At 38.6% G+C, this 26,305-nt stretch carries 30 protein-coding genes; 10 read left to right on the top strand and 20 right to left on the bottom strand.

Annotated elements, in window-relative coordinates:
* Positions 1-346: 346 nt before the first annotated feature.
* Positions 347-1,246 carry an FKBP-type peptidyl-prolyl cis-trans isomerase gene (locus tag FN756_RS07745; protein ID WP_142603011.1) on the bottom strand — a complete coding sequence of 300 codons (900 nt, stop codon included), beginning with the start codon at positions 1,244-1,246 and terminating at the stop codon, positions 347-349.
* Positions 1,247-1,339: 93 nt separating this feature from the next.
* Between FN756_RS07745 and FN756_RS07740 the strand changes: the two genes are divergently transcribed.
* Positions 1,340-1,759 (top strand): nucleoside-diphosphate kinase, encoded by a 420-nt coding sequence (locus FN756_RS07740; protein WP_142603010.1) that lies wholly within the window; start codon positions 1,340-1,342, stop codon positions 1,757-1,759.
* 138 nt (positions 1,760-1,897) lie between these two features.
* On the opposite strand, the gene pepT is transcribed toward FN756_RS07740, so the two are convergent.
* The 13 genes from pepT to rplM form a co-directional block, all read right to left on the bottom strand.
* Positions 1,898-3,142 carry a peptidase T gene (pepT, locus tag FN756_RS07735; RefSeq protein WP_142603008.1) on the bottom strand — a complete coding sequence of 415 codons (1,245 nt, stop codon included), beginning with the start codon at positions 3,140-3,142 and terminating at the stop codon, positions 1,898-1,900.
* A gap of 99 nt (positions 3,143-3,241) precedes the next feature.
* The gene (locus FN756_RS07730; protein WP_142603007.1) at positions 3,242-3,745 is read right to left on the bottom strand and encodes a phosphoribosyltransferase family protein; all 504 of its coding nucleotides are present in this window, start codon (positions 3,743-3,745) and stop codon (positions 3,242-3,244) included.
* A 123-nt stretch (positions 3,746-3,868) separates the two neighbouring features.
* A complete protein-coding gene (locus FN756_RS07725; RefSeq protein WP_142603005.1) occupies positions 3,869-4,249 on the bottom strand; it encodes a hypothetical protein in 381 nt (126 codons plus the stop codon).
* 163 nt (positions 4,250-4,412) lie between these two features.
* Positions 4,413-5,822 carry a 23S rRNA (uracil(1939)-C(5))-methyltransferase RlmD gene (gene rlmD / locus FN756_RS07720; RefSeq protein WP_142603003.1) on the bottom strand — a complete coding sequence of 470 codons (1,410 nt, stop codon included), beginning with the start codon at positions 5,820-5,822 and terminating at the stop codon, positions 4,413-4,415.
* 113 nt (positions 5,823-5,935) lie between these two features.
* A complete protein-coding gene (gene hflX, locus FN756_RS07715; RefSeq protein ID WP_142603001.1) occupies positions 5,936-7,144 on the bottom strand; it encodes a GTPase HflX in 1,209 nt (402 codons plus the stop codon).
* Between the two features lie 86 nt (positions 7,145-7,230).
* The gene (trpC, locus tag FN756_RS07710) at positions 7,231-8,043 is read right to left on the bottom strand and encodes an indole-3-glycerol phosphate synthase TrpC (RefSeq protein WP_142603000.1); all 813 of its coding nucleotides are present in this window, start codon (positions 8,041-8,043) and stop codon (positions 7,231-7,233) included.
* Between the two features lie 110 nt (positions 8,044-8,153).
* Positions 8,154-8,864, bottom strand: coding sequence for an SAM-dependent methyltransferase (locus FN756_RS07705; protein WP_142602998.1), 711 nt, complete (start codon positions 8,862-8,864; stop codon positions 8,154-8,156).
* A gap of 171 nt (positions 8,865-9,035) precedes the next feature.
* Positions 9,036-9,599, bottom strand: a complete 564-nt coding sequence (gene frr / locus FN756_RS07700) for a ribosome recycling factor (RefSeq protein ID WP_142602997.1) — start codon at positions 9,597-9,599, stop codon at positions 9,036-9,038.
* 146 nt (positions 9,600-9,745) lie between these two features.
* Positions 9,746-10,450 carry a UMP kinase gene (gene pyrH / locus FN756_RS07695; RefSeq protein ID WP_142602995.1) on the bottom strand — a complete coding sequence of 235 codons (705 nt, stop codon included), beginning with the start codon at positions 10,448-10,450 and terminating at the stop codon, positions 9,746-9,748.
* Between the two features lie 263 nt (positions 10,451-10,713).
* The gene (tsf, locus tag FN756_RS07690; RefSeq protein WP_142602994.1) at positions 10,714-11,556 is read right to left on the bottom strand and encodes a translation elongation factor Ts; all 843 of its coding nucleotides are present in this window, start codon (positions 11,554-11,556) and stop codon (positions 10,714-10,716) included.
* A 110-nt stretch (positions 11,557-11,666) separates the two neighbouring features.
* Complete coding sequence (gene rpsB / locus FN756_RS07685) at positions 11,667-12,491, bottom strand: 30S ribosomal protein S2 (RefSeq protein ID WP_142602992.1); 825 nt, start codon at positions 12,489-12,491, stop codon at positions 11,667-11,669.
* Between the two features lie 21 nt (positions 12,492-12,512).
* Complete coding sequence (gene rpsI / locus FN756_RS07680; protein ID WP_142602991.1) at positions 12,513-12,899, bottom strand: 30S ribosomal protein S9; 387 nt, start codon at positions 12,897-12,899, stop codon at positions 12,513-12,515.
* An 11-nt stretch (positions 12,900-12,910) separates the two neighbouring features.
* Positions 12,911-13,354: a 50S ribosomal protein L13 gene (gene rplM / locus FN756_RS07675; RefSeq protein ID WP_142602989.1), complete on the bottom strand. Its 444-nt coding sequence runs from the start codon at positions 13,352-13,354 to the stop codon at positions 12,911-12,913.
* Positions 13,355-13,582: 228 nt separating this feature from the next.
* Here rplM and FN756_RS07670 point away from each other — a divergent pair, with 228 nt between their 5' ends.
* The 8 genes from FN756_RS07670 to FN756_RS07635 all read left to right on the top strand — a co-directional run bounded on the left by FN756_RS07670 (position 13,583) and on the right by FN756_RS07635 (position 22,065).
* Positions 13,583-14,650 carry a histidine phosphatase family protein gene (locus FN756_RS07670; protein WP_142602988.1) on the top strand — a complete coding sequence of 356 codons (1,068 nt, stop codon included), beginning with the start codon at positions 13,583-13,585 and terminating at the stop codon, positions 14,648-14,650.
* 130 nt (positions 14,651-14,780) lie between these two features.
* Positions 14,781-16,037, top strand: coding sequence for a pyridoxal phosphate-dependent aminotransferase (locus FN756_RS07665; protein ID WP_142602986.1), 1,257 nt, complete (start codon positions 14,781-14,783; stop codon positions 16,035-16,037).
* Positions 16,038-16,152: 115 nt separating this feature from the next.
* Positions 16,153-16,947, top strand: coding sequence for a sulfite exporter TauE/SafE family protein (locus tag FN756_RS07660; RefSeq protein ID WP_142602985.1), 795 nt, complete (start codon positions 16,153-16,155; stop codon positions 16,945-16,947).
* Positions 16,944-17,543, top strand: a complete 600-nt coding sequence (locus FN756_RS07655) for a methyltransferase domain-containing protein (RefSeq protein ID WP_142602983.1) — start codon at positions 16,944-16,946, stop codon at positions 17,541-17,543. The genes FN756_RS07660 and FN756_RS07655 overlap by 4 nt, the downstream gene beginning before the upstream one ends.
* An 82-nt stretch (positions 17,544-17,625) precedes the next feature.
* Positions 17,626-19,032 (top strand): MBL fold metallo-hydrolase, encoded by a 1,407-nt coding sequence (locus tag FN756_RS07650; protein ID WP_142602982.1) that lies wholly within the window; start codon positions 17,626-17,628, stop codon positions 19,030-19,032.
* A 60-nt stretch (positions 19,033-19,092) separates the two neighbouring features.
* Positions 19,093-19,656: a YeeE/YedE family protein gene (locus FN756_RS07645; RefSeq protein WP_142602980.1), complete on the top strand. Its 564-nt coding sequence runs from the start codon at positions 19,093-19,095 to the stop codon at positions 19,654-19,656.
* A gap of 4 nt (positions 19,657-19,660) precedes the next feature.
* Positions 19,661-20,164 (top strand): DUF6691 family protein, encoded by a 504-nt coding sequence (locus FN756_RS07640; protein WP_142602979.1) that lies wholly within the window; start codon positions 19,661-19,663, stop codon positions 20,162-20,164.
* 143 nt (positions 20,165-20,307) lie between these two features.
* Positions 20,308-22,065 (top strand): ABC transporter ATP-binding protein, encoded by a 1,758-nt coding sequence (locus tag FN756_RS07635; RefSeq protein ID WP_142602977.1) that lies wholly within the window; start codon positions 20,308-20,310, stop codon positions 22,063-22,065.
* A 48-nt stretch (positions 22,066-22,113) separates the two neighbouring features.
* Here FN756_RS07635 and FN756_RS07630 read toward each other — a convergent pair whose 3' ends face one another.
* Positions 22,114-22,482, bottom strand: coding sequence for a DUF2784 domain-containing protein (locus FN756_RS07630; RefSeq protein ID WP_262709399.1), 369 nt, complete (start codon positions 22,480-22,482; stop codon positions 22,114-22,116).
* Between the two features lie 56 nt (positions 22,483-22,538).
* The gene (locus FN756_RS07625) at positions 22,539-22,937 is read right to left on the bottom strand and encodes a DUF7793 family protein (RefSeq protein WP_142602974.1); all 399 of its coding nucleotides are present in this window, start codon (positions 22,935-22,937) and stop codon (positions 22,539-22,541) included.
* Positions 22,938-23,153: 216 nt separating this feature from the next.
* Between FN756_RS07625 and FN756_RS07620 the strand changes: the two genes are divergently transcribed.
* Positions 23,154-23,702 (top strand): lipid-binding SYLF domain-containing protein, encoded by a 549-nt coding sequence (locus FN756_RS07620; RefSeq protein ID WP_142602972.1) that lies wholly within the window; start codon positions 23,154-23,156, stop codon positions 23,700-23,702.
* A gap of 182 nt (positions 23,703-23,884) precedes the next feature.
* Here the strand turns inward: FN756_RS07620 and FN756_RS07615 are convergent, their stop codons facing one another.
* The 4 genes from FN756_RS07615 to FN756_RS07605 form a co-directional block, all read right to left on the bottom strand.
* Positions 23,885-24,421 (bottom strand): outer membrane beta-barrel protein, encoded by a 537-nt coding sequence (locus tag FN756_RS07615; protein ID WP_142602970.1) that lies wholly within the window; start codon positions 24,419-24,421, stop codon positions 23,885-23,887.
* Positions 24,422-25,077: 656 nt separating this feature from the next.
* Positions 25,078-25,239: a hypothetical protein gene (locus FN756_RS14460; protein WP_185955223.1), complete on the bottom strand. Its 162-nt coding sequence runs from the start codon at positions 25,237-25,239 to the stop codon at positions 25,078-25,080.
* A 63-nt stretch (positions 25,240-25,302) separates the two neighbouring features.
* A complete protein-coding gene (locus tag FN756_RS07610) occupies positions 25,303-25,935 on the bottom strand; it encodes a shikimate kinase (protein WP_142602969.1) in 633 nt (210 codons plus the stop codon).
* 135 nt (positions 25,936-26,070) lie between these two features.
* The gene (locus tag FN756_RS07605; RefSeq protein WP_142602967.1) at positions 26,071-26,274 is read right to left on the bottom strand and encodes a hypothetical protein; all 204 of its coding nucleotides are present in this window, start codon (positions 26,272-26,274) and stop codon (positions 26,071-26,073) included.
* Positions 26,275-26,305 lie beyond the last annotated feature (31 nt).

The raw sequence follows: 26,305 nt of genomic DNA, 5'->3' as shown, positions 1-26,305 counted from the left end.
TCTAATAACAAGCTGCGAAAATAGCTATTTGATATGAGAATTAAGAACAGAAGTAAGATGTAGGAAATAAGATGTCAGTTTTTTCTTACGACCTCTAACCTTAGACTTTATCATTATTTCGATTTCCAATTAGTATGTAGTTTATACAGCTTGCCTCCTATCTCATCCAGTTTCTTGAGAAATTCGGCATATCTACTTTCATCAATATATTACAATCAAGAGCAAATTTTAACCAATACTTAGTTTTTTCAAGTGACCCCATGGAATATACCAAACGGATCATAATAGAATGATAGAAAAAAACATAGACGATTCAGCTTTGTGACGTCTTACTTCTTTTTAAAATCTATTTCTTTTTTTTCACTTCAGTAATTGCAGATTTATTCGCTTTTATATCAACCATTTCTATGTTAAACACCAACACACTATTTTCTGGAATGCCAGGTCTTCCTCGCTCTCCATAAGCAAGTGCCGAAGGAATTACCAATACAGCCTTTTCACCTTTTTTAACGAAACGTAAACCTTCGTCCCAACCGGCAATAACATATTTTTGGCCAAGTGGAAATTCGATTGGTTCATTACGATCATAGGATGCGTCGAACTTTTTGTCATCAAGAAATTTACCCGTGTAATGAACTTTAACTGTATCACCTGCTTTAGGAGTTGTTCCTTTTAAAGATTTCAAGGTAATGGCATAACGCAATCCTGATGGTGTAGTCAATAATTTTAATTTATGAGCGGCTGCATATTTTGCGATGGCATTATCTTGAGTTAGTTTAAGCTTAGCCGCATTTGCTTTACGTTCGGCTTCCAATTGCTGAGGAGTTTTAACATCCACAACTTTCACCGTATAAACCATAAAACGTCCTGATTGTAAAAAATCAGGGCGAGGAGTTCCTTCAGGTGCACCACGGAATAAATCATCGGCACTTACTTTAAAAGTTGCACTGTCGCCCTTTGATAACAAAAGGAGTGCGTCCATTACTTTTGCACGATCCATTACGGTATCAAGTTTTACAATTGCCGCTGCCGGCTCATTTGGCTTTGTACTGTTTAAAATTGAATCCTTATCGGTTTTATAAGTCAAATTAAACTTCACATAATCGCCTTCCTTGATTTTTATACTACCAGGAGTTGTGGTATGAATTTTATAGAAGAGACCACGTGCTGTTTTCATAAAGCCCTCATCAAAGGAGCACGTAATAATTGCCAAAGCCGTTAAGGCTATACATAATTTTGAACGCATGATATTTTTAAATAGACTGCAAGAAAATGCTTTTTCTTGAGACTACCATAAATACTTTTAAAAAAGTATCTTTGCGCCAAATTTTGAAACGAAATGGTTACTAACAGAACTTTCACAATGATTAAGCCTGATGCAGTTGCAAACGGGCATGCAGGCGCTATTTTAGACCGTATTATTAAAGGCGGCTACAAAATTGTGGCAATGAAATACACTACACTTTCTGCTGATATTGCTGGCAAGTTTTACGAAATTCATAAAGAACGTCCTTTCTATGGTGAATTAGTAAACTTCATGTCTTCGGGTCCAATCGTAGCTGCAATTTTAGAAAAAGATAACGCAGTTGAAGATTTCCGTACCTTTATTGGTGCTACTGATCCTTCAAAAGCGGATGCAGGTACTATCCGTGCTGATTTCGCTAAATCAATTGATGCGAACGCAATTCACGGTTCTGATTCAAACGAGAACGCTAACATTGAAGGCAATTTCTTCTTCTCGCAGTTTGAGCGTTTTTAATTTTTAGTACGCATAAACCTTATTAAAAAGGCTTTGTTGAGATGATCAACAAAGCCTTTTATTTTTATTACCCGATCTCAAGATCGGAGCAATGCATTAAAACAGCGAACAATTGGTCAATAAACTATTGACTGCTATCTAGCTTTTCTCTTCCCAGATTTGCGCCAAATTCACAATTGTTTCCACGGCTTTATTCATGTCTTGCACTGAAACCCATTCGTGTTTAGAGTGAAAAGCATGCTCACCGGCAAAAATATTAGGACAAGGCAAACCCATGTATGATAAACGTGACCCATCGGTTCCTCCACGAATACTCTGCAATTTTGGTTCTACTCCACTACGTTTAATAGCTTCTAATGCAAATTCAACAATTTGTGGATATTGATCCAACACTTTTTTGAAGTTTCGGTATTGCTGTTGCACCTTGAACTCATACGTTGAAAAAGGATATTTCTTAATCACCTCATCCGCGATTGCTTTTAAAACATCCTCGTGATCTTTCAATTTCTCTTCATCATGATTACGAATGATAAAGGAAACCGTAGCTTCTTCAACAATTCCTTTTATTTCTACAGGATGAATGAAGCCTTCTTTGCCTTCAGTGGTTTCAGGAGAAAGTGTATCAGTAGGAAGATTGGCAACGATTTCAGCAGCAATTTTAATAGCACTTTCCATTTTGCCTTTCGCAAAACCCGGATGAGAACTCACGCCCTTAATTACGATTGTTACTCCATCGGCAGAAAACGTTTCATTTTCAATAGCGCCCAATGTTTCTCCATCGATCGTATAACCAAAATCAGCGCCTAGTTTTTTCATATCCACATTATTGACTCCTTTACCTACTTCTTCATCAGGAGTAAATAAAATACGGATTGTACCGTGTTTTATTTGTGGATTATTGATCAAGTAATGAGCAGCATCCATGATTTCTGCTACACCCGCCTTGTTATCTGCGCCCAACAAAGTGGTTCCGCTTGCTGTAATAATATCGTTTCCAATCTGTGCAGCTAAATCAACGTGATCAGCCATGCGGATTATTTGCGAATGATCATCAGGCAAAACCAGATCTTGCCCCTGGTAATTTTCATGAACGATAGGCTTTACACCTTCGCCACTGCAATCAGGAGAAGTATCCATATGTGAACAGAAACAAATTACAGGCACCTTTTTATCCGTGGTAGCAGGAATGGTGGCGTACACGTAGCCAAAGTCATCTAAATGAGCATCAGCAATCCCCATTGCCTGTAACTCTTCAACAAGAACTTTTCCTAAGTTCTTCTGCTTTTCTGTTGTAGGAGAAGCTTCTGAATGTGGATCAGATTGAGTATCGATTTGAACATAACGTAAAAAACGCTCGGTTGCAGTAAAATTATAATTCTTCATAAAAATTGATTGTAATTTGAAACAAGACTTTCATCCCGAGGAACGAGAGATCTCCAAAAGATTAGCGAGATGCTTCGTTCCTCAGCACGACAAAGAGAGTTATTCTAAATACGCAGCATCGTCTTGCCCTTCATTATCGAGCACTACGGTTACATGCTCCTGTGAAACAGTAGAAAGTTCGATACCGACAAAATCAGTATGAATTGGAAATAACTTATGACTCCTGTCAACCAATACCACTGTGCGCACTTTTTTGGTAGGAATGTTTAGGAACAAGCCCAAACCATACACCAAGGTTCGACCTGAATTCAACACATCATCAACAACGATAATAACTTTATTCATGCATTGATCAACCGGAATATCCGTTTTTCCAACCAATGAACTGCTTTCTTTATCCAGTTCAATCTTTAAAACCGATACTTTCAGATCAGAAATTTTTTCGATGACCTTTTTTAATCTTTGGGCCAGCTTATTTCCGCGCGGGACAATGCCAGCCAAAATGATTTCTTGTTCATCGAAGTTGTCTTCCAAAATTTGAAAAGCAATACGATCGATTTTTTGCTGGATCTGTTTTTTATCTAAAATTTTAATACGTTCCATTAGGGAAAGTTAAAAGTTAAAAGTAATAAGTTAAATGGAAGAAAGAGCAAAGATGAAGGATAAAGCAAGTTATCTACGTTTTTCTTTTTATCTCAGTTACTCAATACCCACATCTCAATACTCCTAATAAGGATAAAACACAAAATTTGCCCCTTCAGGAACAACTACAAACAGGCACATAAACTGTTTGGGATCTTTATAATTATTTTCAAAAAGCTCCTGACGTTCACGCTGAATAATTCCTTTCTCCACAAACTCTTCCAGAGTGGAAGCCTGAATACTCCAATTGGTTTTCAATTCGCTTTTATCAAGGATCAATTCACCCAACTTTACTTCATGTTGGTGAGCCACAAAAATCGGATAACGTGAAAACTGTTCACGCAAAATTTCTTCGGCCACTTCCCTTATCGGCTCTCTGTAAATTTTAAGATCGGCTTCAAGACTCAATAACGGACTTGGTCCTTTTTTGGGTTGTTCTTCTTCAGTAGAAAACGGATCAATCATTGCAAATACTTTTAATAATTATTGAATGAAAGAACGTTGAAATGATAGAATAAAACTCTTTATCACTTTTGCTATTCAATCACCCACTCTTTTATCAGGAAAGAGGATTAGATAGTCTGTTCAAAAAAACATAATCACCCCTATCTGTCACTCTCGAATTCACTTATTTTTTCTTAAGCAGCACCACATTTTCAACATGTACGGTATGTGGAAACATATCAACCGGTTGAATTTTCTCTACGCTATATTTTTCTTTGAGCATTTCCAGATCGCGGGCTTGGGTTGCTGGATTACAACTTACGTAAACGATCTTCTCCGGCTCAATTTCATTGATTCTGGCTACCACATCAGCGTGCATTCCGGCACGAGGCGGGTCGGTGATAATCACATCAGGTTTACCATGTGTTTTCACAAAATCGGCGTTCAGCACATCTTTCATGTCACCGGCAAAGAACAAGGTGTTTTCTATCCCATTGAGCTGTGAATTAACTTTAGCATCTTCAATAGCTTCAGGAACGTACTCCACACCTACTACTTTCTTCACTTTTTTTGCTACAAAGTTGGCAATTGTTCCTGCTCCAGTATATAAATCGTACACCAGCTCATCGCCTTTAAAATCGGCAAAATCACGGGTTATTTTATACAGGTTGTAGGCTTGTTCAGAGTTGGTTTGATAGAATGATTTAGGAGATATTTTGAAACGAATTCCTTCCATCTCTTCAAAAATATGATCCTGACCTTTGAACGTGATTACTTCCTGATCAAAAATGGTATCGTTACGCTTTTGATTTACAACGTATAGCAAGGCCGTAATTTGAGGAAATTGCTCAGCCAGCATACTCATCAAACCTTGAATTTCCTGTTCGTCGGGGCGGGCAAACACCACAATTACCATCAACTCTCCTGTACTTGAAGTACGAATAATCAGGTTGCGTAATAATCCGTGTTGCTCTTTCAAATCGAAGAACTCAAGATTATGCTCCAAGGCATAACTGCGAACGGTATTACGAATATCATTACTCGGATCACCTTGCAGATAGCAGGTTTTTATATCGATGATTTTATCAAAACGAGCCGGCACGTGGAAGCCAAGAGAATCCGACTGTTCAATTACTTCTCTGCTGGCAATATCTTCTTCAGTTAACCAACGCTTATTGGAGAACGTAAATTCAAGTTTATTACGATAAAACTGTGTTTTTGCTGAAGGCAATATTGGAATAAGTGTTTCAGTACTTAATCCGGCTAAACGTTCCAAAGCATCAACCACCTGCTTCTGCTTGTACTTAAGTTGCGCCTCGTAACTGAAGTGTTGCCATTTGCAACCTCCACAAATTCCAAAATGCTCACAGAACGGATCAGCCCGTAACGCTGAAGGCTTATGAAAATTAGCAATTTTTCCTTCGAACAGTTTCCTTCTTTTGTAGTTCACATTTACGTCAACTACATCTCCGGGTACGCCTTTCTCAACAAAGATTACCTTTTCTCCTGCTTTGCAGATAGCACGTCCGTCGTGCGCAATGTCAATTATCTCCACATTTTCCGCTACAAACGGAACAAATTTAGGTTTAGCCATAAGCTGCAAAGGTAATAATTTTAGACGTATGGACTTGGAGTTAGCAATAACAAAAAAGTGGTGATTCGATCTTAACAATCGCACCACCACTCCGTTCTGTTAATTAGTATTTTTTATTGCGCCTCTATATCAGATTCCTCGTAATCTTTATACAAAAGCCCATTATGAGGGTATCTCGACAAATGAATTGCACGCGCTTTATCATAAATCATTTTACGAAACTCGCTTACATTTGTTTTTTCAAGTGCCGAAATAAATATGGCCGGAGAATTATGATGGGCCATCCAGGTTCTTTTGAAATCATCTAAAGAAAGAGAATCGCCATTTTCGCCATCTTCTGGCTTATATGCATCAATTTTATTGAAAACAGTGATCACTTCCTTATCAAGGGCTTCTAACTCTTTCAGTGTTTCGTTCACCACATTAATCTGATCTTCAAAATTTGCGTGTGAAATATCCACCACGTGAATCAAAATATCAGCTTCACGAACTTCGGCCAATGTTGACTTAAAGCATTCAACCAAATGATGAGGAAGCTTGCGAATGAAGCCTACGGTATCAGAAAGAAGCAGCGGCAAATTGCCGATCACGATTTTACGAACTGTGGTGTCGAGTGTTGCAAAAAGCTTGTTTTCAGCAAACACTTCCGACTTGCTCAGCATGTTCATGATGGTTGATTTACCCACATTGGTATAGCCTACCAATGCCACGCGAACCAGTTCACCCCGATTTCTACGTTGAGTAGCATTTTGCTTATCGATTTTCTGTAGCTTTTCCTTGAGCAAAGAAATTTTATCCAGAATAATACGACGGTCAGTTTCTATTTGTGATTCACCAGGTCCACGCATACCAATACCTCCACGTTGACGCTCCAAGTGAGTCCACATACGTGTTAATCGAGGCAATAAATATTGATATTGTGCTAATTCAACCTGCGTTTTAGCTTGGGCAGTCTGAGCCCGATTGGCAAAAATATCGAGAATAAGGTTGCTGCGATCCAAGATCTTTACATCCTTCATCTCCCTGCCCAGATTACGAAGCTGAGAAGGAGAAAGTTCATCGTCAAAAATGACCATATCAGCTTGTTCAGCATTGATATATTCAATGATTTCTTCCAATTTTCCACTACCAACAAAGGTTTTGGAATCCGGCCGTTGTAGTTTTTGGGTAAAACTTTTCAAGAAGTCGGCTCCTGCAGTTTCGGCAAGAAAAGCCAATTCTTCAAGATATTCCTGCTCTTGCGCTTCCGTCTCGTTCGGGGTAATCACCCCTATCAATACGGCTCTTTCCTTAATTTTAGCGGTACTATGTATTTTGGCCATCTGATTTTCCTCAGCTGCAAAGATACAAATTTAGAGGTTGAAGGTATTAGGCTAATGGCTTAAAGATAAAAGTTGAAAGATCCTTCTCAACCTTTCACTTTAGAACTTTCCAACTTATAGACCTGTTCGATCAATTCTTTACAAGCCTTACCTGGGTCACTGGTTTTCATGAAGGTTTCACCGATAAGAAATCCTGAATACCCTGCTTGTTTAAGGTCAATAATTGTTTCTGCTTTGCTGATAGCACTTTCTGAAACTTTTACAAAATCGGTAGGGATAAGTTCAACAAGTTCAAACGAGGTTTCTACATTCACTGTAAAATCATTCAGATTACGGTTATTAACTCCAATTGCATCACAATGAGGACTAATGCTGCGCAATAGTTCTTGTTTATTATGAACTTCCAGCAACACGCTCAATCCAAGACTATGAGCAAATGCGGCCAATCGATTTATTTCCTCGGGAGATAATATAGCGGCGATCAATAAAATTACATCCGCTCCCATCGCTTTGGCTTCAAGGATTTGATATTCATCGATCGTAAAATCTTTACGAAGAATAGGAACCTGATTGGCGCGTCGAGCCTTCATCACATTTTCATTGCATCCCATAAAGAAATCAACATCAGTAAGCACCGATAATACAGAAGCTCCCGCCTGAACATAAGCTTGAGTGGTAGCCGCCACGTCCGCATCAACATTCAGAATTCCTTTTGAAGGCGAACGGCGCTTAAACTCGGCAATAACTCCAACTTTGTCAGGATTAGTTAAGGCTTCGCGTAAAGAGTAACAAGAACGATCAAAAAATTCGCTTTGCTCCAATACAGCTGTAGCGGTTTTACTTTTGTTTTCTATAACTTCTTGGCGTTTACGCGCCACAATTTTATCGAGGATGTTCATTTACAATTATTGATGAGAGAATGATACAATGATTGATGAGAGAATGATACAATGATTGAAGAATAATATTATTTGAAATTATTCTTCAACTAAAAACTTATTACTTAAACCTATCTTTTGTAAATCAAAAAAACCGTTGGTCGTTTGTGAAGATCGGGTGTTTTTTTACGCCAATCGGCAATGGTTTTAGTTTGAATAAACTCGGTATCTAATGTAAGGTCACAAGCAACGCAAAGTTCAGTACTAGCCTGGCAGCTTCTCAAAATTTCTTCAAACAAAGGGTTATTACGAAACGGGGTTTCAATAAACAGTTGGGTTTGATTCGTCTTTTTAGAAAGGGTTTCCAGCTCCTTAATTTTCTTTGACCGTTCAGCCTTGTCGATCGGTAAATAACCACTAAAAGCAAAACCTTGTCCATTAAAACCTGATCCCATTAAGGCCAGCAATAATGAACTGGGACCAACAAATGGCACCACTTTTATACCTTTACGATGCGCCAGGGCAACAATATCGGCTCCGGGGTCGGCAATGGCCGGACAACCAGCCTCAGAAAGTAAACCTACGTCTTTACCCTGTTCAAGCGCTGCTAAAAATTTTGTCTGATCACCACCACGTTGATGCTTTCCATAATCATGAATAATAAGCTGACTCTGTGGAATACCGATTCCTACCTCTTTCAAAAACTTACGAGCTGATTTCTCATTCTCGACTATAAATTCGTCAAGTTTATTGATCGTATCTTTTAGAGCGGGCACTATAGACCTTTCAATCACATTTTCACCCAAAGCACAAGGAATAAGAAATAAGGTACCTTTTTGCATGATCAAGTATTGGTTATTGGTTACGAGTATTGGCCTATCCTTCGTAAATAAACATAAAAAGACGATACAATATCGTCTTTTTATGTTTTAATATTACAAATATGTTATTATCAAAAGATTTGCAACTGCTTGTCTTTATTCGTGTGTCTTATATCTTTTGTCTTAAAAGCATCAAACAGTTAGAATCTCTTTCTCTTTTGCTTCACAAAGCTTGTCGATTTTAAGGATATAAACATCCGTTAATTTCTGAATTTCAGCTTCTCCCATTTTCGCTTCATCTTCAGCAACACCGTCTTTTTGAGCTTTCTTAATTTTTTCGTTTGCATCCTTACGAATGTTACGAACAGTTACTTTCCCATGCTCACCTTCGGCCTTTACTTTTTTCACTAAGTCTTTACGACGCTCTTCGGTTAGAGGAGGAACATTAATTCGCACCACAATGCCGTCATTCTGTGGATTGAAACCAAGGTTTGCCTCCATAATTGCCTTTTCAATTGGCGAAATCATGGTTTTTTCCCATGGCTGAATTACAATTGTACGTGCATCTGGAGTATTAACACTAGCCACTTGAGTAATCGGCACCGGAGACCCGTAGTATTCTACATGTACCCCGTCGACCATAGAAGGCATAGCTTTACCGGCACGAATCTTTACCAATTCTCCATCGGTATGATTCAAAGCCTTCTCCATATGTCCTTTGGCATCATCCAATTGTATTTTTATTTTCTCGTCCATAGTCTTTTAAATTTGCTTTTTAGAAAGTATGAATTCTATTAAGTTAAAAGTAATAAGTATAAAGTTTTAAGCCACCCACTTTTGTCGTGATGTCCAAAGACTCCGATGGCTTTTGTCTTTGCTTTTTTGCCTTTTTTCCTTCTTCTTTATTGAACCAATGTTCCTATCGATTCACCTTTGGCAATCTTCATAAAGTTGCCTGGTTTATTCATATCAAATACAATAATAGGCAATTTATTTTCTTGACATAAAGTAAATGCGGTCATATCCATAACGTTCAGGTTCTTAGCATACACTTCCTGGAAAGAAATGTTGTCAAAACGTACCGCCTCAGGATCTTTCTCCGGATCAGCAGTGTAAATACCATCAACACGAGTTCCCTTTAATACCACATCAGCTTCAATTTCAATGGCACGAAGCGATGCTGCAGTATCCGTTGTAAAATAAGGATTTCCAGTTCCAGCTCCGAAAATAACAACGCGTCCTTTTTCAAGGTGACGAACTGCACGACGACGAATAAAAGGCTCACAGATTTGCTCCATTTTAATAGCAGAAAGCAAACGTGTTTTCATACCTACCTTTTCCAACGCATCCTGCAAAGCCATGCTGTTAATTACTGTTGCTAACATTCCCATGTAATCAGCCTGCACACGATCCATACCACCCTTTTCGGCATCTAAACCTCTGTGTATGTTTCCTCCTCCAATTACAATAGCTACTTCAACGCCGCTTTCTGCAACCGCCTTAATATCTTTTGCATATTGATTCACACGCTCCGGGTCAATGCCGAACGGCTTATTACCCATTAGAGACTCTCCGCTAAGTTTTAGTAGTATTCTTTTATAATTCATTGGATGAGATAAAAACTGCGCAAAAATAGAAAAATACTTTTAATGATTGAGTTGAATAAGAAAGATTGAGTATTTTATTGGAAACTTTTGTTCAGCCAAAAGCACAATTGTACATACTATTAATAAGCCACACCGCAGTGTTTATAACAATAACTATGTAGAAGAAGTGGCAGTGCAGGTATCACTATTAATAAATTTAATCCCAAATAAAAACGGCTGCCTCAAGTAAGAAACAGCCGTTTTTAATAATATAAAGTGGTTAATTAACCAATCAAAGCACGTTTAAATGCTTTAACAGTTAATCCTTTTTGAACACCGTTTAACATTTGAGCAACAGTTTTAGAACCGTCTTTCACGAAGTCTTGGTTCAACAAAGTAGAATCTTTGTAGAATTTGTTCAATTTACCAGCAGCGATTTTCTCAACCATTTCTTCTGGTTTACCTTCAGCACGAATTACGTCTTTCGCAACTTCTAATTCACGCTCAATAGTACGCGCATCAACACCGTCTTTATCAACAGCGATTGGGTTCATTGCAGCAATTTGCATTGCAACATCTTTACCAGCTTCAGTAATATCAGCACCTTGAGCACCTTCAAATACTACCAAAACACCCATTTTACCGTTTGAGTGGATGTAAGAAACCACTTTTTCGCCAGTTACGTTTTCGTACTCTTGAATAACGATTTTCTCACCGATTTTACCGGTTAATTCAGTCATCGTTTCAGCTACGGTACGTCCGTCAGCCAAAACAATTGCTGATAATTCTTCAATCGAAGCAGGATTGTTAGCAACAGCTGCAGCTAAAATAGCCTCACCTAAATTGCGGAAATCATCAACTTTAGAAACTGGTTCAGTTTCGCAAGCTAAAGCAACTAATTTACCATTAGTACCATCTGCTGACACATTGATAAATACAACACCTTCTGAAGTAGCATTACCAGAACGGGCAGCTGATACTTTCTGACCTTTTTTGCGTAACAAATCGATAGCAGCTTCAAAATCACCGTTAGCTTCTGTTAAAGCTTTTTTGCAATCCATCATACCTGCGCCGGTTTGCATACGTAATTTATTTACGTCGGCAGCGCTAATTTGTACAGTTGACATATTTTTTTTATTAAAATAGTTTACAAATAAATAATTACGGGTTACAGGTTACGGGCTGCAGTTTAATTAAAACTCGTAACCTATAACTCGTAACCCGTAGTTAAGAAATATTACTCAGCTGATTCAGCAGTAGCTTCGCCTTTTTCAGTTTTAGCTTCTGATTTTTCAGCTCTTTTTTTAGGGCCTTCGCCTTTTTCAGCTTTAGCTTCAGCAACCGCTTCTTTATCCGACTCTTCTTCTTTCTCGCGTTTACGCTCTTCCAAACCTTCTTCAATTGCTTTGCAGATTACTCCACAGATTAAAGAGATCGATTTAGTAGCATCGTCGTTAGCAGGAATTGCGAAGTCGATGTTAGATGGATCAGAGTTGGTATCAACCATTGCGAAAGTAGGGATGTTCAATTTCAACGCCTCAGCAACAGCAATGTGTTCTTTCTTAACGTCGATCAAGAACAAAGCAGCTGGCAAACGGTTAAGGTCTGCAATACCACCTAATACTTTTTCTAATTTGATACGCTCACGGTTCATCATTAATTTCTCTTTTTTCGATAAGTTATCGAAAGTACCGTCTTTAGTCATCTTGTCGATGTTAGTCATCTTCTTGATTGATTTACGAACAGTAGAGAAGTTAGTTAACATACCACCTAACCAACGCTCAGTTACGAAAGGCATGTTTACTGCTTGAGCTTGTGCAGCTACGATATCTTTAGCTTGTTTTTTAGTAGCTACGAATAGTACTTTACGACCTGATTTTACAATCTGTTTAATAGCAGATGCAGCTTCTTCAGTTTTTACTAAAGTTTTGTTAAGGTCGATAATGTGGATTCCGTTCTTCTCCATGAAGATGTATGGAGCCATTTTTGGATTCCACTTACGGGTAAGGTGTCCAAAGTGTACACCTGCCTCCAATAAATCATTATATGAAGTTCTTGCCATGTTAGTTGTCCTCCGAAAAAATTAACGTTTGCTAAATTGGAATTTACGACGTGCTTTTCTACGACCTGGTTTTTTACGTTCAACCATACGTGAGTCACGGGTCATGATGCCCTTAGCACGCAAAGCAGGTTTTACTTCCGGATCGAGTTCAACCAAAGCCTTAGCAATCGCTAAACGAGTAGCTTCTGCTTGGCCGGCAATACCTCCGCCCTGAACATTTACCATTACATCGTATTTACCCAATTGGTTAGAAACTTCTAACGCTTGGTTAACTACGTATTGTAAAGGCAAAGTAGGGAAGTATACTTTGTAATCTTTATCGTTAACGATAATGCTGCCGTTACCATCCTTTAAATAGATACGCGCAACAGCAGTTTTTCTTCTACCTGATGTGTTTGTAGTTGCCATTCTCCTGGATTTTAGAGTTTAATAGATTTAGGGTTTTGCGCTGCGTGCGGGTGTTCTGTTCCCACGTAAACATGTAAGTTTTTGATAAGCGCATTACCTAATTTGTTCTTAGGAAGCATACCGCGTACAGCTTTTTCAATTACTGCAGTTGGGTGCTTAACCATCAGATCTCTAGGAGAAATGAAGCGCTGACCGCCTGGGTATCCAGTGTAACGTACGTACTGTTTTTCAGTCCATTTGTTACCGGTCAATTTAACTTTGTCGGCGTTGATAACGATCACATTATCGCCACAGTCTACGTGTGGGGTGAAGCCAGGCTTGTTTTTACCACGGATGATCATTGCGATCTTCGATGACAAGCGCCCCAGAATCTCTGCGTTGGCGTCAATTACGACCCACTCCTTGTTAACAGTTTTACTGTTAGCAGAGACAGTTTTGTAACTTAACGTATTCACTTGCTATAAATTAATGTTTAAAAATGATTTTATACTCTCCCTAAAATGGGACTGCAAAGATAGGTTTTGTTTTGTAAGTATCAAAGCGCTCCCGGAATATTTTTCTGAAAGCGCAAAATTACTTTTTCATAAAGAAACACATGATTAACAGTTAGATACAATTACATACCCTAATCCTTGAAATCTAATTGATTGATGAGTAACTTTATGTTTTAAAATAATCATCGTATGAAAGCAAAATTTCTTTTGTCGTTCATCCTGATTAAAAAGCAAACCATTCCTTTTGCCTATTATTTACCTGGTCTGTTATCTCTAACTGCTTTGTGGTTAATCAGCTGCAATAAAAGCGATCAATTGCTAAATCCAACATCTTCAATTGATACACCTAAAATTTCTCAACCTAAAGTAACCTCAATAGAATTTAAGGAGGATTTGCTTTTTGTCAATCGTGGCAACTTTCAAATACTGACGAGTGATTCGGCCACATTCTCATCAAACGATCCCAAAATTCAAATTTCACCTACTGGCCTTATTAAAAGAATTACTTCTGCAGAAGTCGTAGCCATTGATGTTAATTGGGTAAATCTACCTAAATTGAAAACCAGGATTTATGCTTTGGGAGCGACCGACAGTTCATTCGATCAACCCTATGCCTCTTTTCACGGACGGCACGCGACTGATCCCTTTCTTGCTTATCAACAGGGCTGGAAGACTTTGCAAAAACTACCTCTACCCGGAGAAACTTATGCAATTATTTTAAGACATGCCGACGCAGATAATGGCCTGGACTTCAGCAGAACTACAGGACCGTCCAATTGGTGGACCTCTTGTGACTCTACCATGGCGAGACAGCTTAACATACAAGGCAAGCAAAGGGCAACGGAATTAGGCAAAATTTTTAAAGATCTTCAACTGCCTATTACAAGGGTAATTAGCAGTGAGTTTTGCAGAGCTATAACCACCGCCCAATTAATTAATGCAGGACCAACTATAAGTATTGACAAACGCCTCAATCATTATAGTTACAATGTTACTGGCCTAACTATGTTTGCAGCAATGATTGCTGTTATGAACGAACAACCTGTTGATAATACAATGACACTTATTGTGTCGCATCATCCGATTAATGAAAAAGAAGGCTATCCAGGATATACCTCCTTTCCTGACATTTCGCCTTTCACATGGACAGCGGCCTATTTTATTAAAATTGCCCCTGATAAAACCATTACTTACGAAGGGGTTGCTTCTTGGGGAATGTTTAAGTACTGGAGAGATAAGAAATTGAATATGTTATAGGATGTTTACAGTCCCACTCATTCTAAATCAATTTCACAATCACTGAATATCACCAAATTGGTACATCTAGTTAAGAATTTCTCCCAACTAAAGTTTTATCTTTGCGGCTGATTTCAAAAAAAAGAATTATATGCATTCTAAGTTAGCCAAAAACCTTATCGGTTCAGAAATATTAAAGATTGCGGCGCAAGTTAACGCACTAAAAGCCAATGGTGAAGCCATTAGCAATCTTACAGTTGGTGATTTTGATCCAGCTATTTATCCTATCCCTGATGCTTTACAAGAAGAAATTGGTAAGGCTTATGCCGAGCATCATACTAACTACCCTCCTGCTGACGGTGTTTTAACCTTACGACAATCTGTTTCTGACTTTGTGAAAGAGCGCTTAGGCTTAGTTTATTCTGCAGAAAAAGAAATCATGATTGCCGGTGGTTCTCGTCCGTTGATTTATTCTACCTATCTGGCTATTGTTGATCCGGGAGACAAGGTGATTTTCCCAACTCCTTCATGGAATAACAATCATTATTCATACTTAACTCAAGCTAATCCGGTATTGCTGGAAACCAAGCCTGAACATAATTACATGCCAACCGCAGCGGATATTGCTCCACATGTAAAAGGCGCAGTATTATTAGCGTTATGTTCTCCTCTAAATCCAACCGGAACCATGTTCTCTAAAAAAGATTTAGAAGAAATTTGTGACCTGGTTATTGCCGAGAACAAAACACGTGCAGAAGGCGAAAAACCACTTTACATCATGTTCGATCAGATGTACTGGATGCTAACTTTTGGAGAATATGCGCATCACGACCCGGTTTCTCTTCGTCCTGAATTAAAAAACTTTACCATATACATTGACGGCGCCTCAAAAGCATTTGCGGCTACAGGAGTACGTGTAGGTTGGGGATTTGGTCCTGAACATGTTATTTCTAAAATGAAAACCATCGTAGGTCACATGGGCGCCTGGGCTCCAAAAGCTGAGCAGGTTGCTACTGCTAAATTCTTGAAAAGAAATGCAGACGTAGATACCTACATGGCCAATTTCAAAGAAAAAGTTCAGAAAAGCTTAACTGCGCTTCATAATGGATTCCAACAATTGAAGGCAGAAGGATTTGATGTAGACTCAATTGAACCGATGGGGGCCATTTATCTTACTGTAAAAGTAGATATGAAAGGCAAGAAAACTCCTGACGGCAAAATACTTGAAACGGCCTCGGATGTCAACTTTTACTTGATTAAGACTGCAGGCATGGCCTTGGTACCATTTTCAGCCTTCGGAACTTCTGAGGATGAGTTTTGGTTCCGTGCTTCAATTGGCGCTGCGTCTCTTGAAGATATTGAAGCAGGTATCACCCGCGTAAAAAATGCGTTAACTCAATTGAGTTAACACCTGTTCCTATTCCAAAAAAAGGGAAAGCTTAATGGCTTTCCCTTTTTTTGGATTGCATAACCAATTTATTTGTTTAATCAGCATTTTTGCATACCAATCAAAAATCATCTAAATGGAGTTAATCGGATACTTAGGAGCCATTATCATGGGTCTTACCTTGGGTTTTATTGGCGGAGGGGGATCAATCCTCACCGTACCTATATTAGTTTACCTGTTTCATGTTGACACGGTGCAGGCAACAGCTTACTCTTTATTTATTGTTGGCTTAACAAGCCTGGTTGGCTCGGTGAGCCATTTAAAGCAAAACAACATCGATTGGCGCAGTGTCAGGATGTTTGGCTTACCTTCCGTTTTCTCCGTATTCATTACGCGTACCTATCTTGTTAAGCTGATACCAGATTACATGTTTTCGATTGGCTCTCTTCATGTCAACAAATCATTATTTCTACTGATTTTATTTGCAGTCGTAATGGTATTCGCAGCCTACTCAATGATTAAAAAACCAAAGTATACGGAAATTGAAGAAGTCCATGTTCCTAATAATATCTTATTAATTGCTCAGGGCTTTTTTGTAGGAGAAATTACCGGGCTTGTTGGTGCAGGCGGAGGTTTTTTAATTATTCCCGCACTAGTAATCATGGCCGACCTTCCCATTAAACGCGCAATTGGAACCTCATTAGTAATTATTGCAATCAATTCGTTAATTGGATTTTTAAGCAATCACGCAGGTATGCAAGCTTCGGCCTGGGGTTTTATGTTGAAGTTCTTTGGAGTAGCAGCATTTGGTATATTGGCAGGCAGTCAGCTGTCAAAAAAAATCAGCGGAGAACGATTGAAACCTGCCTTTGGCTGGTTTATTTTAGTGATGGGATCATTCATCATCATTAAAGAATTATTTATAAAATGAGTGAGGCATTAGATCAGCACTTTTGGGAAGAACGGTATAAGCAGAATAATACCGGATGGGACCTCGGCGAGGTATCCCCTCCGATAAAAAATTATGTGGATCAATTGAACGACAAATCGATTGCCATCCTAATTCCCGGTTGTGGAAATGCTTACGAAGCTGAATATCTATTAAAACAAGGTTTTAACAACATTACATTAATTGACCTCTCTCAAACACTTATTCAACGTTTGAAAGAAAAGCTGAATGCGTATATAGGCAACGGATTAAGTATAGTTCATGGCAACTTTTTTAAATTAGAAGGAAAGTATAATTTAATCATTGAACAAACCTTTTTTTGTGCATTGGAACCTGCTTTACGTCATAAATATGTAGAACAGATGTATCAGCTGCTAAAACCAAAAGGAAAACTTATTGGTTTATTATTCAATAGGGAATTTGAAATGCCCGGACCTCCTTTTGGGGGAAATGCAGATGAGTACTCTTCGCTATTTAAACGTAATTTTGAGTTTAAGACTTTTGAAAATTGTTATAATTCAATCAAACCAAGAATGGGAACAGAGCTGTTTATAAACTTGGTGAAATGTGAGATGTGAGAGAAATTTAAAATTCAACTTAATATTTTATTAAGTGGCTATACAAGACATTGTACATACTGCTTAGAACTTATTTATAATTATGAAAGTAGAACAAATTTATACAGGATGTTTAGCGCAAGGCGCCTATTATATAGAATCAAACGGTGAAGCCGCCATCATTGATCCTTTGCGTGAGGTTGCTCCTTATATTTTAAAAGCTGAAAAAGAAGGTGCCACAATTAAATATGTATTTGAAACGCATTTCCACGCTGATTTCGTTTCAGGTCATATTGATTTGGCCAAAAAAACCGGAGCAACAATAGTTTATGGCCCAACCGCCGAAACCGGATTTGAAAGCCATACAGCAACCGACGGTGAAGAATTCAAACTCGGTAACATTACCATCCGTGTTTTGCACACGCCAGGCCACACTCCTGAATCTTCATGCTATTTACTGATTGATGAGAACGGAAAATACTACAGCTTATTCAGTGGCGACACCTTATTCATTGGCGACGTTGGGCGTCCGGATCTTGCCGTTAAGTCGGACTTAACCCAAAATGATCTGGCAGGAATGCTCTATGATTCATTGCGAAACAAAGTAATGACCTTGCCTGACGATTTGATTATTTATCCTGCGCATGGAGCCGGTTCTGCTTGTGGCAAAAACATGAGTAAAGAAACCTGGGATACACTCGGTCATCAAAAACAGGTTAACTATGCGCTCCAACCAATGAGCAAAGAACAATTTATCAAAGAAGTAACCTCAGGAATTCTTCCTCCTCCTCAATATTTTCCTAAAAATGCCTTGATGAATAAAAAAGGCTATGATAGTATTGATGAGGTATTGCAACATGGATCAAGAAAACTGAGTCCTGCTGAATTCGAAACAATAGCAGATGCCGAAGGTGCCTTAGTTCTTGATACACGCAAGCCTCAGGAATTTGCCAAAGGTTATGTTCCTAACTCCATCAATATTGGCTTGGACGGACAATTTGCTGCTTGGGTTGGCGCTTTAGTGATCGATTTAAAACAGCCCATTTTATTGATTACAGAACCGGGCCGTGAAGAAGAAGCTGTAACGCGTTTAGCTCGTGTAGGATATGATCATACAATCGGGTATTTGGATGGCGGTTTTGAAGCCTGGAAAAACTCAGGAGAAGAGGTTGAAACCATTGATACTATTTCTGCTGAAGAATTTGCCAGTCGCTTTAAAAAAGACACGCTTCAGGTAATTGATGTTCGCAAAGAAAGCGAATACCGTGCAGAGCATGTTGAAGAGGCCTATAATAAGCCGCTTGATTCTATCAATGACTGGATAGGCAATATGAATCATAAGGAGCATTTTTATATTCACTGCGCCGGTGGTTATCGCTCTATGATTACGGCTTCCATTTTAAAGGCTCGCGGTTTCGATAACTTTACTGAAGTTGCCGGTGGTTTTGGTGCAATTGCCAAAACGGATGTTCCTAAAACTGATTTTGTTTGCCAGAGTAAATTGAGCTAAAAGAATAAGACTATAAGCATGTTTATAGTTTTAATTATCATAAAATCAGAGTAAACTCTAATGGAAATAGTAAAACAACCTTGGCCCTGGTATATTGCAGGGCCACTTATTGGACTAGTGGTGCCGGCACTTTTGCTCATCGGCAATAAGTCGTTTGGTATTTCTTCATCCTTACGACACATCTGCTCGGCATGCCTTCCTGCTAAACTTCCTTACTTTAACTATAATTGGAGAAAAGAATCGTGGAATCTTTTCTTCGTTACAGGTATTGCATTAGGAGGCTTTATAGCGGCATTCTTCCTCAGCAATCCCACTCCAGTAGCCATTAGCTCCTCTACTGTTACTGATTTGAAAGCAATTGGCATTACCGACTTTTCACACTTAATGCCTGCTGATATTTTCAGTTTCGATCAGCTATTTACCTTGAAGGGACTGGTCTTTATGATTTTGGGTGGATTTATGGTAGGCTTCGGAACTCGCTATGCAGGTGGCTGTACCTCCGGTCATGCCATCATGGGGCTTTCTAATTTGCAATGGCCTTCGTTAATCGCAACACTATCATTCATGGTTGGAGGGTTTGCGATGACCTGGTTTATTTTTCCTTATCTCTTCAAATTGTTTTAATGTTATGGGCAAAGAACTAAACGAACAAGAAGAATTTGTAATTGAGCATCCCATTGAATGCGAATCGCCTAATGAGTTGCATACAAGCGAAAGATTTATCGGCAACTTAAAATACTTAGTTATTGGGATTTTGTTCGGAATTGTATTTGTTAAAGCTGAAATTATTTCCTGGTTTCGTATTCAGGAGATGTTTCGTTTGCAGTCGTTTCATATGTACGGCATAATCGGTTCTGCGGTAGTGGTGGGGATCATTTCCATATTTCTTATCAAGAAACTCAACATCAAAACGTTATCCGGAGAGAAAGTTGTTTTTCATGATAAAACATTTAATAAAGGGCAAATCATTGGAGGGCTAATTTTTGGCTTAGGCTGGGCCCTAACCGGTGCTTGCCCGGGACCATTATTCGCTCAAATTGGAGCCGGATTTCCGGTAATTGCTATTACGCTGTTAAGCGCTATAGTCGGAACATGGGTATATGGCTATTTCAGAGATAAATTGCCGCATTGAGTTATTCGTTTTTTCATCTTTTTTGTTCTCTGACAAAAACTTGTTCCAACATCAATCTTTCTTGATGTTTCTTTGTTATTTTACTTAATGCAAAATTGATGTAATAGACAGGATGTCTTTTTTTCTTTCATTGAACATAAATTATGAAGATTCTCTATTCTTACCTCAAACAATATAAAGGATTGCTCGCGCTGGCACTCGTACTGGCGACTATCAACCAATCGTTCTCTATGATGGACCCTTATATATTCGGCCATATGATGGACGGATATATTGTGAAGGCAAAAACCGCAAATTCTGATGAATTTTATAAGGGTGCCGGCCTTTTGTTGCTTGCTATGGTCGGGGTTGCCTTTGTATCACGTGTAGCCAAAAATTTTCAGGATTACTTTGTGAATGTGATCGTGCAAAAAGTAGGTGCACAAATGTATACCGACGGATTGAGCCATTCTTTGGAGTTACCCTATCAGATTTTTGAAGATCAGCGCAGCGGTGAAACATTGGGCAAACTGCAAAAAGTACGTACCGATGTAGAAAAATTGATCAGCGCCTTTATCAATATCCTTTTTGTATCCATTATCGGAATCGTAATTGTTACGGTTTATGCCGTCAGGGTACACTGGATTATTGCCCCGGTATTTTTTGCAGCTATTCCTTTACTTGGCTTCATCAGCTCTGTTTTAAGTAAGCGTATTAAAAAAGTACAGAAAACGATCGTAGCAGAAACAACTGCTTTAGCCGGATCAACAACCGAATCATTACGTAATATTGAATTGGTAAAAAGTTTAGGATTGGGTAAACAGGAAATCGAGCGATTAAACGGAACTACCGTTAAAATACTTGGTCTTGAATTGCGCAAAGTTAAATTCATCAGAAGCCTGAGCTTTATACAAGGTACGTTAGTCAACTTATTGCGTACAAGCATTGTCGGTTTAATGATCTTCCTCATCTTTAAGGGTCAAATTACACCGGGGCAATTTCTTACGCTAATGTTCTACTCGTTCTTCATTTTCGGACCATTACAAGAGCTCGGAAACATCATCAATACCTACCGTGAGGCTGAAGTTTCACTGAATAACTTTGAAGATATTCTGAATACTAAAAAAGATGTTAAACCAGTTAACCCTGTCTTGGTTGATCGAATCCATCTGCTTGAATTTGACAATGTTTCATTCAAACATCAGTCATCCAACCGGAATGCAATAACCGACATCTCATTTAAGGTAGAAAAAGGGGAAACGATTGCTTTTGTTGGCCCGTCAGGCGCCGGCAAATCCACTCTGGTTAAACTGTTGGTGGGGTTGTATCAACCAGGCGAAGGAAAGATTTCATACAATGCCATCAACAGTTCGAAAATCGATCTGGATGAACTCCGTGAAAAAATAGGCTTTGTTACGCAAGACACCCAACTGTTTTCGGGCAGCATTCGTGAAAACCTGAAATTCGTGCGCCCTGATGCTAGCGATGAAGAATGTATGAACGTGCTGCATAAAGCCGCCTGTCACACCCTACTGGCTCGTGCCGATAAAGGACTTGACACTTTAATTGGTGAAGGCGGTGTTAAGGTTTCGGGTGGAGAGAAACAACGTTTATCGATTGCAAGAGCCTTGCTCCGTCGACCTGACTTATTGGTTTTTGATGAGGCCACCTCTTCTCTGGATTCGTTAACCGAAGAAGAAATCAGCAAAACCATTCGTGAAGTATCGGAAGTATCTGATCACATCACTATTCTTATAGCGCACCGTTTAAGCACTATAATGCATGCCGACCGGATTTTCGTATTGGAAAAAGGCCGAATAACCGAAGCAGGCCGTCACCACGAATTACTGGATCAAAAAGGCTTGTACTACGCCATGTGGAGACAACAGATCGGCGAAAAGGAAGAAGTATTTGAACAATAATGAAAAGGCCCAATAGCAAATCTATTGGGTCTTTTATTTATTGTCGGCTTAAGATTTTGACTTCTTCTTAAGGTTGAAATAAACTGAAAATCCAAGCGCCACAAAAAAAGATGTGACCGTAACAATGTCAATCAATCGATCATTTAAATCAATGCCGGTAAGACGTAGTAAAAGGTACTTGATATAAGAATTAGGAAGATTGTATTGTCCAAGTTTTCGAAGCACCTGCCAATGCCAATCAGTAAGAGGACAGTAGCCAATCCCTTTAAATATACCCAAGACAAACCATGAACTCGCAGTAAGCAACAACAGTACAAGATTAGCTTTGCGCGTTTTTTTCCATATCCATCCAAATAGATTGAAAATGATAATGCACGGATGCAGAATCATGAAAAAGAGATCTAAAGTGTGATACAAAACTGCATAGTATTATGTGATTAACGCTTATTTGGTTGGAATATTCACGCTCACCTTTACAAATACTGTTTCAACCATTCTTTAGCTTCCTTATCATCAGTAAACGATTTCATCGGAATTGGAGGCGGCTTTAAACTGAAGAGTATATTCATTATGAACGTTGCAAGACCTGGTTGGGAAACCATGGCCATTGCCGAATAAATAACAGGCAATTGAGTGGTAGAAAACTTACGCGTTTCTTTATCCGGAACGGGTGAGTTCGACAAGTAAATCAACAAGGGAACTCTCTTATTGCCGGTAATTCGTTTTACCAGCTCAACATTCCCTCGAATGTTTTCAACGGTGCGTTTAGGACTTTTGGACAAGGAGACTAAAACTCCATCATCATCCATCCAGTAGCTTGCAATCTCTCCTTCAATTATTTCTCTGTCGGTTGGTACTACTGGTACTATCATGGTTTAAAATATATGATTCAATGGTTTTATTGGCGTTGCAATATAGTATAGCATGAAATGATTGCATCTCTGTTTTAAAACCCCTTATTTAACTGACTAATTTGAATGATTTTTTTTTGAGTTAAAACATTTTCAGACAATTATATATTAACTTTAATATCAATTAGTTGTGAAAGGCGATCTGTCCTTATAATTATTCATTAAATATTGACCGCTATGAAAAAGTACCTCGTTACCACATTTGCGCAATCAATAATGATATTTTCCTTATTATTAATTGCAACTGTTGCTGTAGCTCAATCAGACAAAGAAAAAAAAATAATTGCTGATTGTGACAGTGCCAAAGCCGATTTTATTCATACTGATCCCTTATTGAAAAATGTGTTTGAAGGGGCCTATGGATATGTGATTCTTCCCAATGTTGGCAAGGGAGCAGTGGGCGTGGGTGGTGCCTCTGGAAATGGTATCGTTTATGAAAAAGGCAAAATGGTAGGAAAAGCGAAGATGTCACAAGTAACAGTAGGTTTTCAATTTGGGGGACAAGCATACAGGGAACTCATATTTTTTGAAAACAAGGAAGCTCTGGATCATTTCAAAGCCAATAAAGTTGAATTCTCAGCACAGGCTTCAGCTGTGGCGGCAAAATCAGGTGCTTCAGCAAATGCAAAGTATACAAACGGAATTATGATTTTTACCCAGCAAAAAGGCGGTGTAATGTACGAAGCCTCGGTGGGCGGCCAAAAATTTAAGTATTCCACATTTTAATAGATAAATAGCAAGGCTTTATCCTTGTCTGCTTACCATTTCTTTAATTAGTTTCTGCAACAAAAATTCGCTTATTATAACTAATTTTTTGACTGGAAAATTCATTGAAACAATCATGTAAAACAAAAAATCTTCGGATTTTAGCCGAAGATTTTTTTACAAGATCCTTGTACTGTGATTGTTTATTTAAATCTAAAAGATAAACCAGCTTGAAAAAGCATGTTTTTAGAACCGGTACCTTCTACAACTTCGCTAAAACTGCCTACATAGCGTCCGCTGATGGAAAGTCTAAAAGGTAAATTGATAGCCAATCCGGCTGCCCAAGCTGGATCGAAAGTTTTAATGCTATAATTTAAATCTGCCGGAGCATTGTCACCTATATTGAAACCAAATTGCGGTCCTAATTCCAGGCTAATTATTTTAACGAGGTATATTTTTGCAAGTATCGGAACACTGATATAATCAAGATTAACATTTCCAAAACCTTGTTGTGAGTACTGCACTTCCGGCACTAAATAAAGCAGGTCTTTTACGATGAAAGGCATTTCATAGGTGACCCCAATGTACCATCCATTATTATTGTCTTTATCAGGCAAGTCTCCACCGGTGACCTTAGAGAAATTCCATCCTGACCTGACCCCTAATTGTTGTGCATTAATGGCTGAGCTACAGATTATTATCATAAATAAGCTGAGCAAAAATAGTCTGAGAATTTTCATAATGTCTTACTTTAGGTTAAACATAATTAAAATTTGAATTTTCAATTACCAACCTCAAATTAATCATAATTATTTGATAATCAATGGGTTGTAGTATTTTTAACTTAATAAAAGTTCAGTTTGAATTAAAAAGAGGTCGATTGAAATCTCGCTTTTAGGAAGTGGTAAGCGTTAAAAAACATGAATTTGGCATTGCCTGTAACGGTTTGCAGATTTACAGGCGGCATCTTCTTAAAATGGCCGCCGGCAATTGCCCCAATTCTTTCTTCGATAACCCCATACTAAACAGCACCGCCAGCTACCAACGGTTTCGTCACGGCTTTCATCTCATGCCCTGCGGACAAGAGGAAAGCCTAGCTATTATGCGTTCACCTTTTTGAGCAATTTACTCTTGTTTTTGAAGTATAGAATTGGCCCAACGATGGGCAAAAAGATAGAACCAATTTTAGATATTTCTATTTGAGCAATAGCAATTTTGGTATTGATCATCCACAGGAGTATCAGCAGAATTTTTCTTTTCAAGGTCATTTATAATCTTAAAGGCAAATAGTCCGGTTTAACATTCTGACTAACGTTAAAAAAGATGCCATTAAAGGATCTCAAAGCCCAGATCTTAATTAGTCAGGCCGAATTTATCGATTTGTTTTCGAATCCGTTTAACCATGCCCAGTTTTCTTTTTTGATCCAGAAACAGGTAGCCTTCGAGAGGCATAAGAAGTGATAACGTTAGCCGAAGGAGCCAGTTTCTCTAAAACAGATGGGATTGCAACTAACGGTTGGCGGCCTTGTGCCGTTTTTTGCTTATCCAATTTATGCATTTGAGCGTAACTGCGCAAAAAATGGCGCTAGACCGTTGTTATATGCAGCTAGACGCACACAGTTTATCTAAGTTTTTCAATAATTGTCGATGTTAAAGCGTTACTCTTGTCTGCGTTGTTTCTTAATTGATCGGAGTCATAAGTTTCTTGAGCGAACTTTTCATAAATTGGTACAATGCGAGTAAGATGTTCTTTAATATTGGCTAGAGCAGAGGAGTCGGGAATGTCTTGATAAGTTCCGTCTTTTATTTCGGTCGTTACGCTTAAGTCCCAGCTTCCAAAATTTGGATTTCTTACATCAAGTGTGTTTTTCTGATCTGCCTTTCGCGCGGACAAATCTTTGTGGATATTTTCTAAGGATTTTTTCAAATAAATAATTTGTGGTCGAAAGTTGGTAACGTAGTTGTCCCAACCGTCGCGAATTAATAAAAAAGGTCCAGCTGCTACTAATGTCGGAACTTTGATGTCTGAAAGATGTTGAATAAATTCTTGCTCTTTAGTCTCGATGTATCTGATAGCGTCTTCGCGTCCTAGTTTCATGAAGATGTTATAAATATGTCCGTCAAATTCTTTTGATACGAATTTGTCCGAGTCCAGAAAGTAAATGGGGTACAGATTGATTTTACAGATTTCTCTTAAGTAATGTGATTTTCCTGCTGTCGAAAAACCGGTTAAGATTACGGTCTTGTTGTTCATTGGAATTGTGAATTTATCGATTTGTTTTCGAATCCGTAGTTTTCTTTTTTGGTCCAGAAACTAGCCTTCAAGAGGCATAAGAAGCGATAGCGTTAGCCGAAGGAGCCAGTTTCACTAAAACAGATGGGATTGCTTCTAACGGTTTGCGTTTGACGCAGGTGCGAAGAAGACTCCGCTCAATTGTCCAGCATGTCGAAAGTAATTTAACGTATTGGAATTTGCAAGTTGCAAATCGTCCGCACTTGCGTTCAAGCACGCTAATGCATTAGGCTCCCGCGCCACCGTTTTAGGCTTACAGGGATAAAAGTTTAGTTGCCAGGCTAAAACTTTAGGGTTCACAAGGTAAAATTTTAGGTTGACAGGCTAACGT

Origin of the sequence: Solitalea koreensis (assembly GCF_900182575.1) — a bacterium.
GTDB classification, from domain to species: Bacteria; Bacteroidota; Bacteroidia; order Sphingobacteriales; family Sphingobacteriaceae; genus Solitalea; species Solitalea koreensis.
Note: the sequence above shows the minus strand (reverse complement) of the source record. Positions and strands in the feature narration are given on the sequence as shown.

Excerpts from the sequence above, each read along its gene's own strand:
- tsf (WP_142602994.1), bottom strand. The coding sequence starts at position 11,556 with ATGTCAACTGTACAAATTAGCGCTGCCGACGTAAATAAATTACGTATG.
- FN756_RS07745 (WP_142603011.1), bottom strand. The coding sequence starts at position 1,246 with ATGCGTTCAAAATTATGTATAGCCTTAACGGCTTTGGCAATTATTACG.
- FN756_RS07650 (WP_142602982.1), top strand. The coding sequence starts at position 17,626 with ATGAAAGTAGAACAAATTTATACAGGATGTTTAGCGCAAGGCGCCTAT.
- hflX (WP_142603001.1), bottom strand. The coding sequence starts at position 7,144 with ATGGCCAAAATACATAGTACCGCTAAAATTAAGGAAAGAGCCGTATTG.
- FN756_RS07740 (WP_142603010.1), top strand. The coding sequence starts at position 1,340 with ATGGTTACTAACAGAACTTTCACAATGATTAAGCCTGATGCAGTTGCA.
- trpC (WP_142603000.1), bottom strand. The coding sequence starts at position 8,043 with ATGAACATCCTCGATAAAATTGTGGCGCGTAAACGCCAAGAAGTTATA.
- FN756_RS07620 (WP_142602972.1), top strand. The coding sequence starts at position 23,154 with ATGAAAAAGTACCTCGTTACCACATTTGCGCAATCAATAATGATATTT.
- FN756_RS07615 (WP_142602970.1), bottom strand. The coding sequence starts at position 24,421 with ATGAAAATTCTCAGACTATTTTTGCTCAGCTTATTTATGATAATAATC.
- rpsI (WP_142602991.1), bottom strand. The coding sequence starts at position 12,899 with ATGGCAACTACAAACACATCAGGTAGAAGAAAAACTGCTGTTGCGCGT.
- FN756_RS07655 (WP_142602983.1), top strand. The coding sequence starts at position 16,944 with ATGAGTGAGGCATTAGATCAGCACTTTTGGGAAGAACGGTATAAGCAG.
- FN756_RS07730 (WP_142603007.1), bottom strand. The coding sequence starts at position 3,745 with ATGGAACGTATTAAAATTTTAGATAAAAAACAGATCCAGCAAAAAATC.
- FN756_RS07610 (WP_142602969.1), bottom strand. The coding sequence starts at position 25,935 with ATGAACAACAAGACCGTAATCTTAACCGGTTTTTCGACAGCAGGAAAA.
- FN756_RS07635 (WP_142602977.1), top strand. The coding sequence starts at position 20,308 with ATGAAGATTCTCTATTCTTACCTCAAACAATATAAAGGATTGCTCGCG.
- FN756_RS07660 (WP_142602985.1), top strand. The coding sequence starts at position 16,153 with ATGGAGTTAATCGGATACTTAGGAGCCATTATCATGGGTCTTACCTTG.
- pepT (WP_142603008.1), bottom strand. The coding sequence starts at position 3,142 with ATGAAGAATTATAATTTTACTGCAACCGAGCGTTTTTTACGTTATGTT.
- FN756_RS07670 (WP_142602988.1), top strand. The coding sequence starts at position 13,583 with ATGAAAGCAAAATTTCTTTTGTCGTTCATCCTGATTAAAAAGCAAACC.
- FN756_RS07665 (WP_142602986.1), top strand. The coding sequence starts at position 14,781 with ATGCATTCTAAGTTAGCCAAAAACCTTATCGGTTCAGAAATATTAAAG.
- FN756_RS07640 (WP_142602979.1), top strand. The coding sequence starts at position 19,661 with ATGGGCAAAGAACTAAACGAACAAGAAGAATTTGTAATTGAGCATCCC.
- rpsB (WP_142602992.1), bottom strand. The coding sequence starts at position 12,491 with ATGGCAAGAACTTCATATAATGATTTATTGGAGGCAGGTGTACACTTT.
- pyrH (WP_142602995.1), bottom strand. The coding sequence starts at position 10,450 with ATGAATTATAAAAGAATACTACTAAAACTTAGCGGAGAGTCTCTAATG.
- frr (WP_142602997.1), bottom strand. The coding sequence starts at position 9,599 with ATGGACGAGAAAATAAAAATACAATTGGATGATGCCAAAGGACATATG.
- FN756_RS07625 (WP_142602974.1), bottom strand. The coding sequence starts at position 22,937 with ATGATAGTACCAGTAGTACCAACCGACAGAGAAATAATTGAAGGAGAG.
- FN756_RS07645 (WP_142602980.1), top strand. The coding sequence starts at position 19,093 with ATGGAAATAGTAAAACAACCTTGGCCCTGGTATATTGCAGGGCCACTT.
- FN756_RS07705 (WP_142602998.1), bottom strand. The coding sequence starts at position 8,864 with ATGCAAAAAGGTACCTTATTTCTTATTCCTTGTGCTTTGGGTGAAAAT.
- rlmD (WP_142603003.1), bottom strand. The coding sequence starts at position 5,822 with ATGGCTAAACCTAAATTTGTTCCGTTTGTAGCGGAAAATGTGGAGATA.
- FN756_RS14460 (WP_185955223.1), bottom strand. The coding sequence starts at position 25,239 with ATGCATAAATTGGATAAGCAAAAAACGGCACAAGGCCGCCAACCGTTA.
- FN756_RS07725 (WP_142603005.1), bottom strand. The coding sequence starts at position 4,249 with ATGATTGATCCGTTTTCTACTGAAGAAGAACAACCCAAAAAAGGACCA.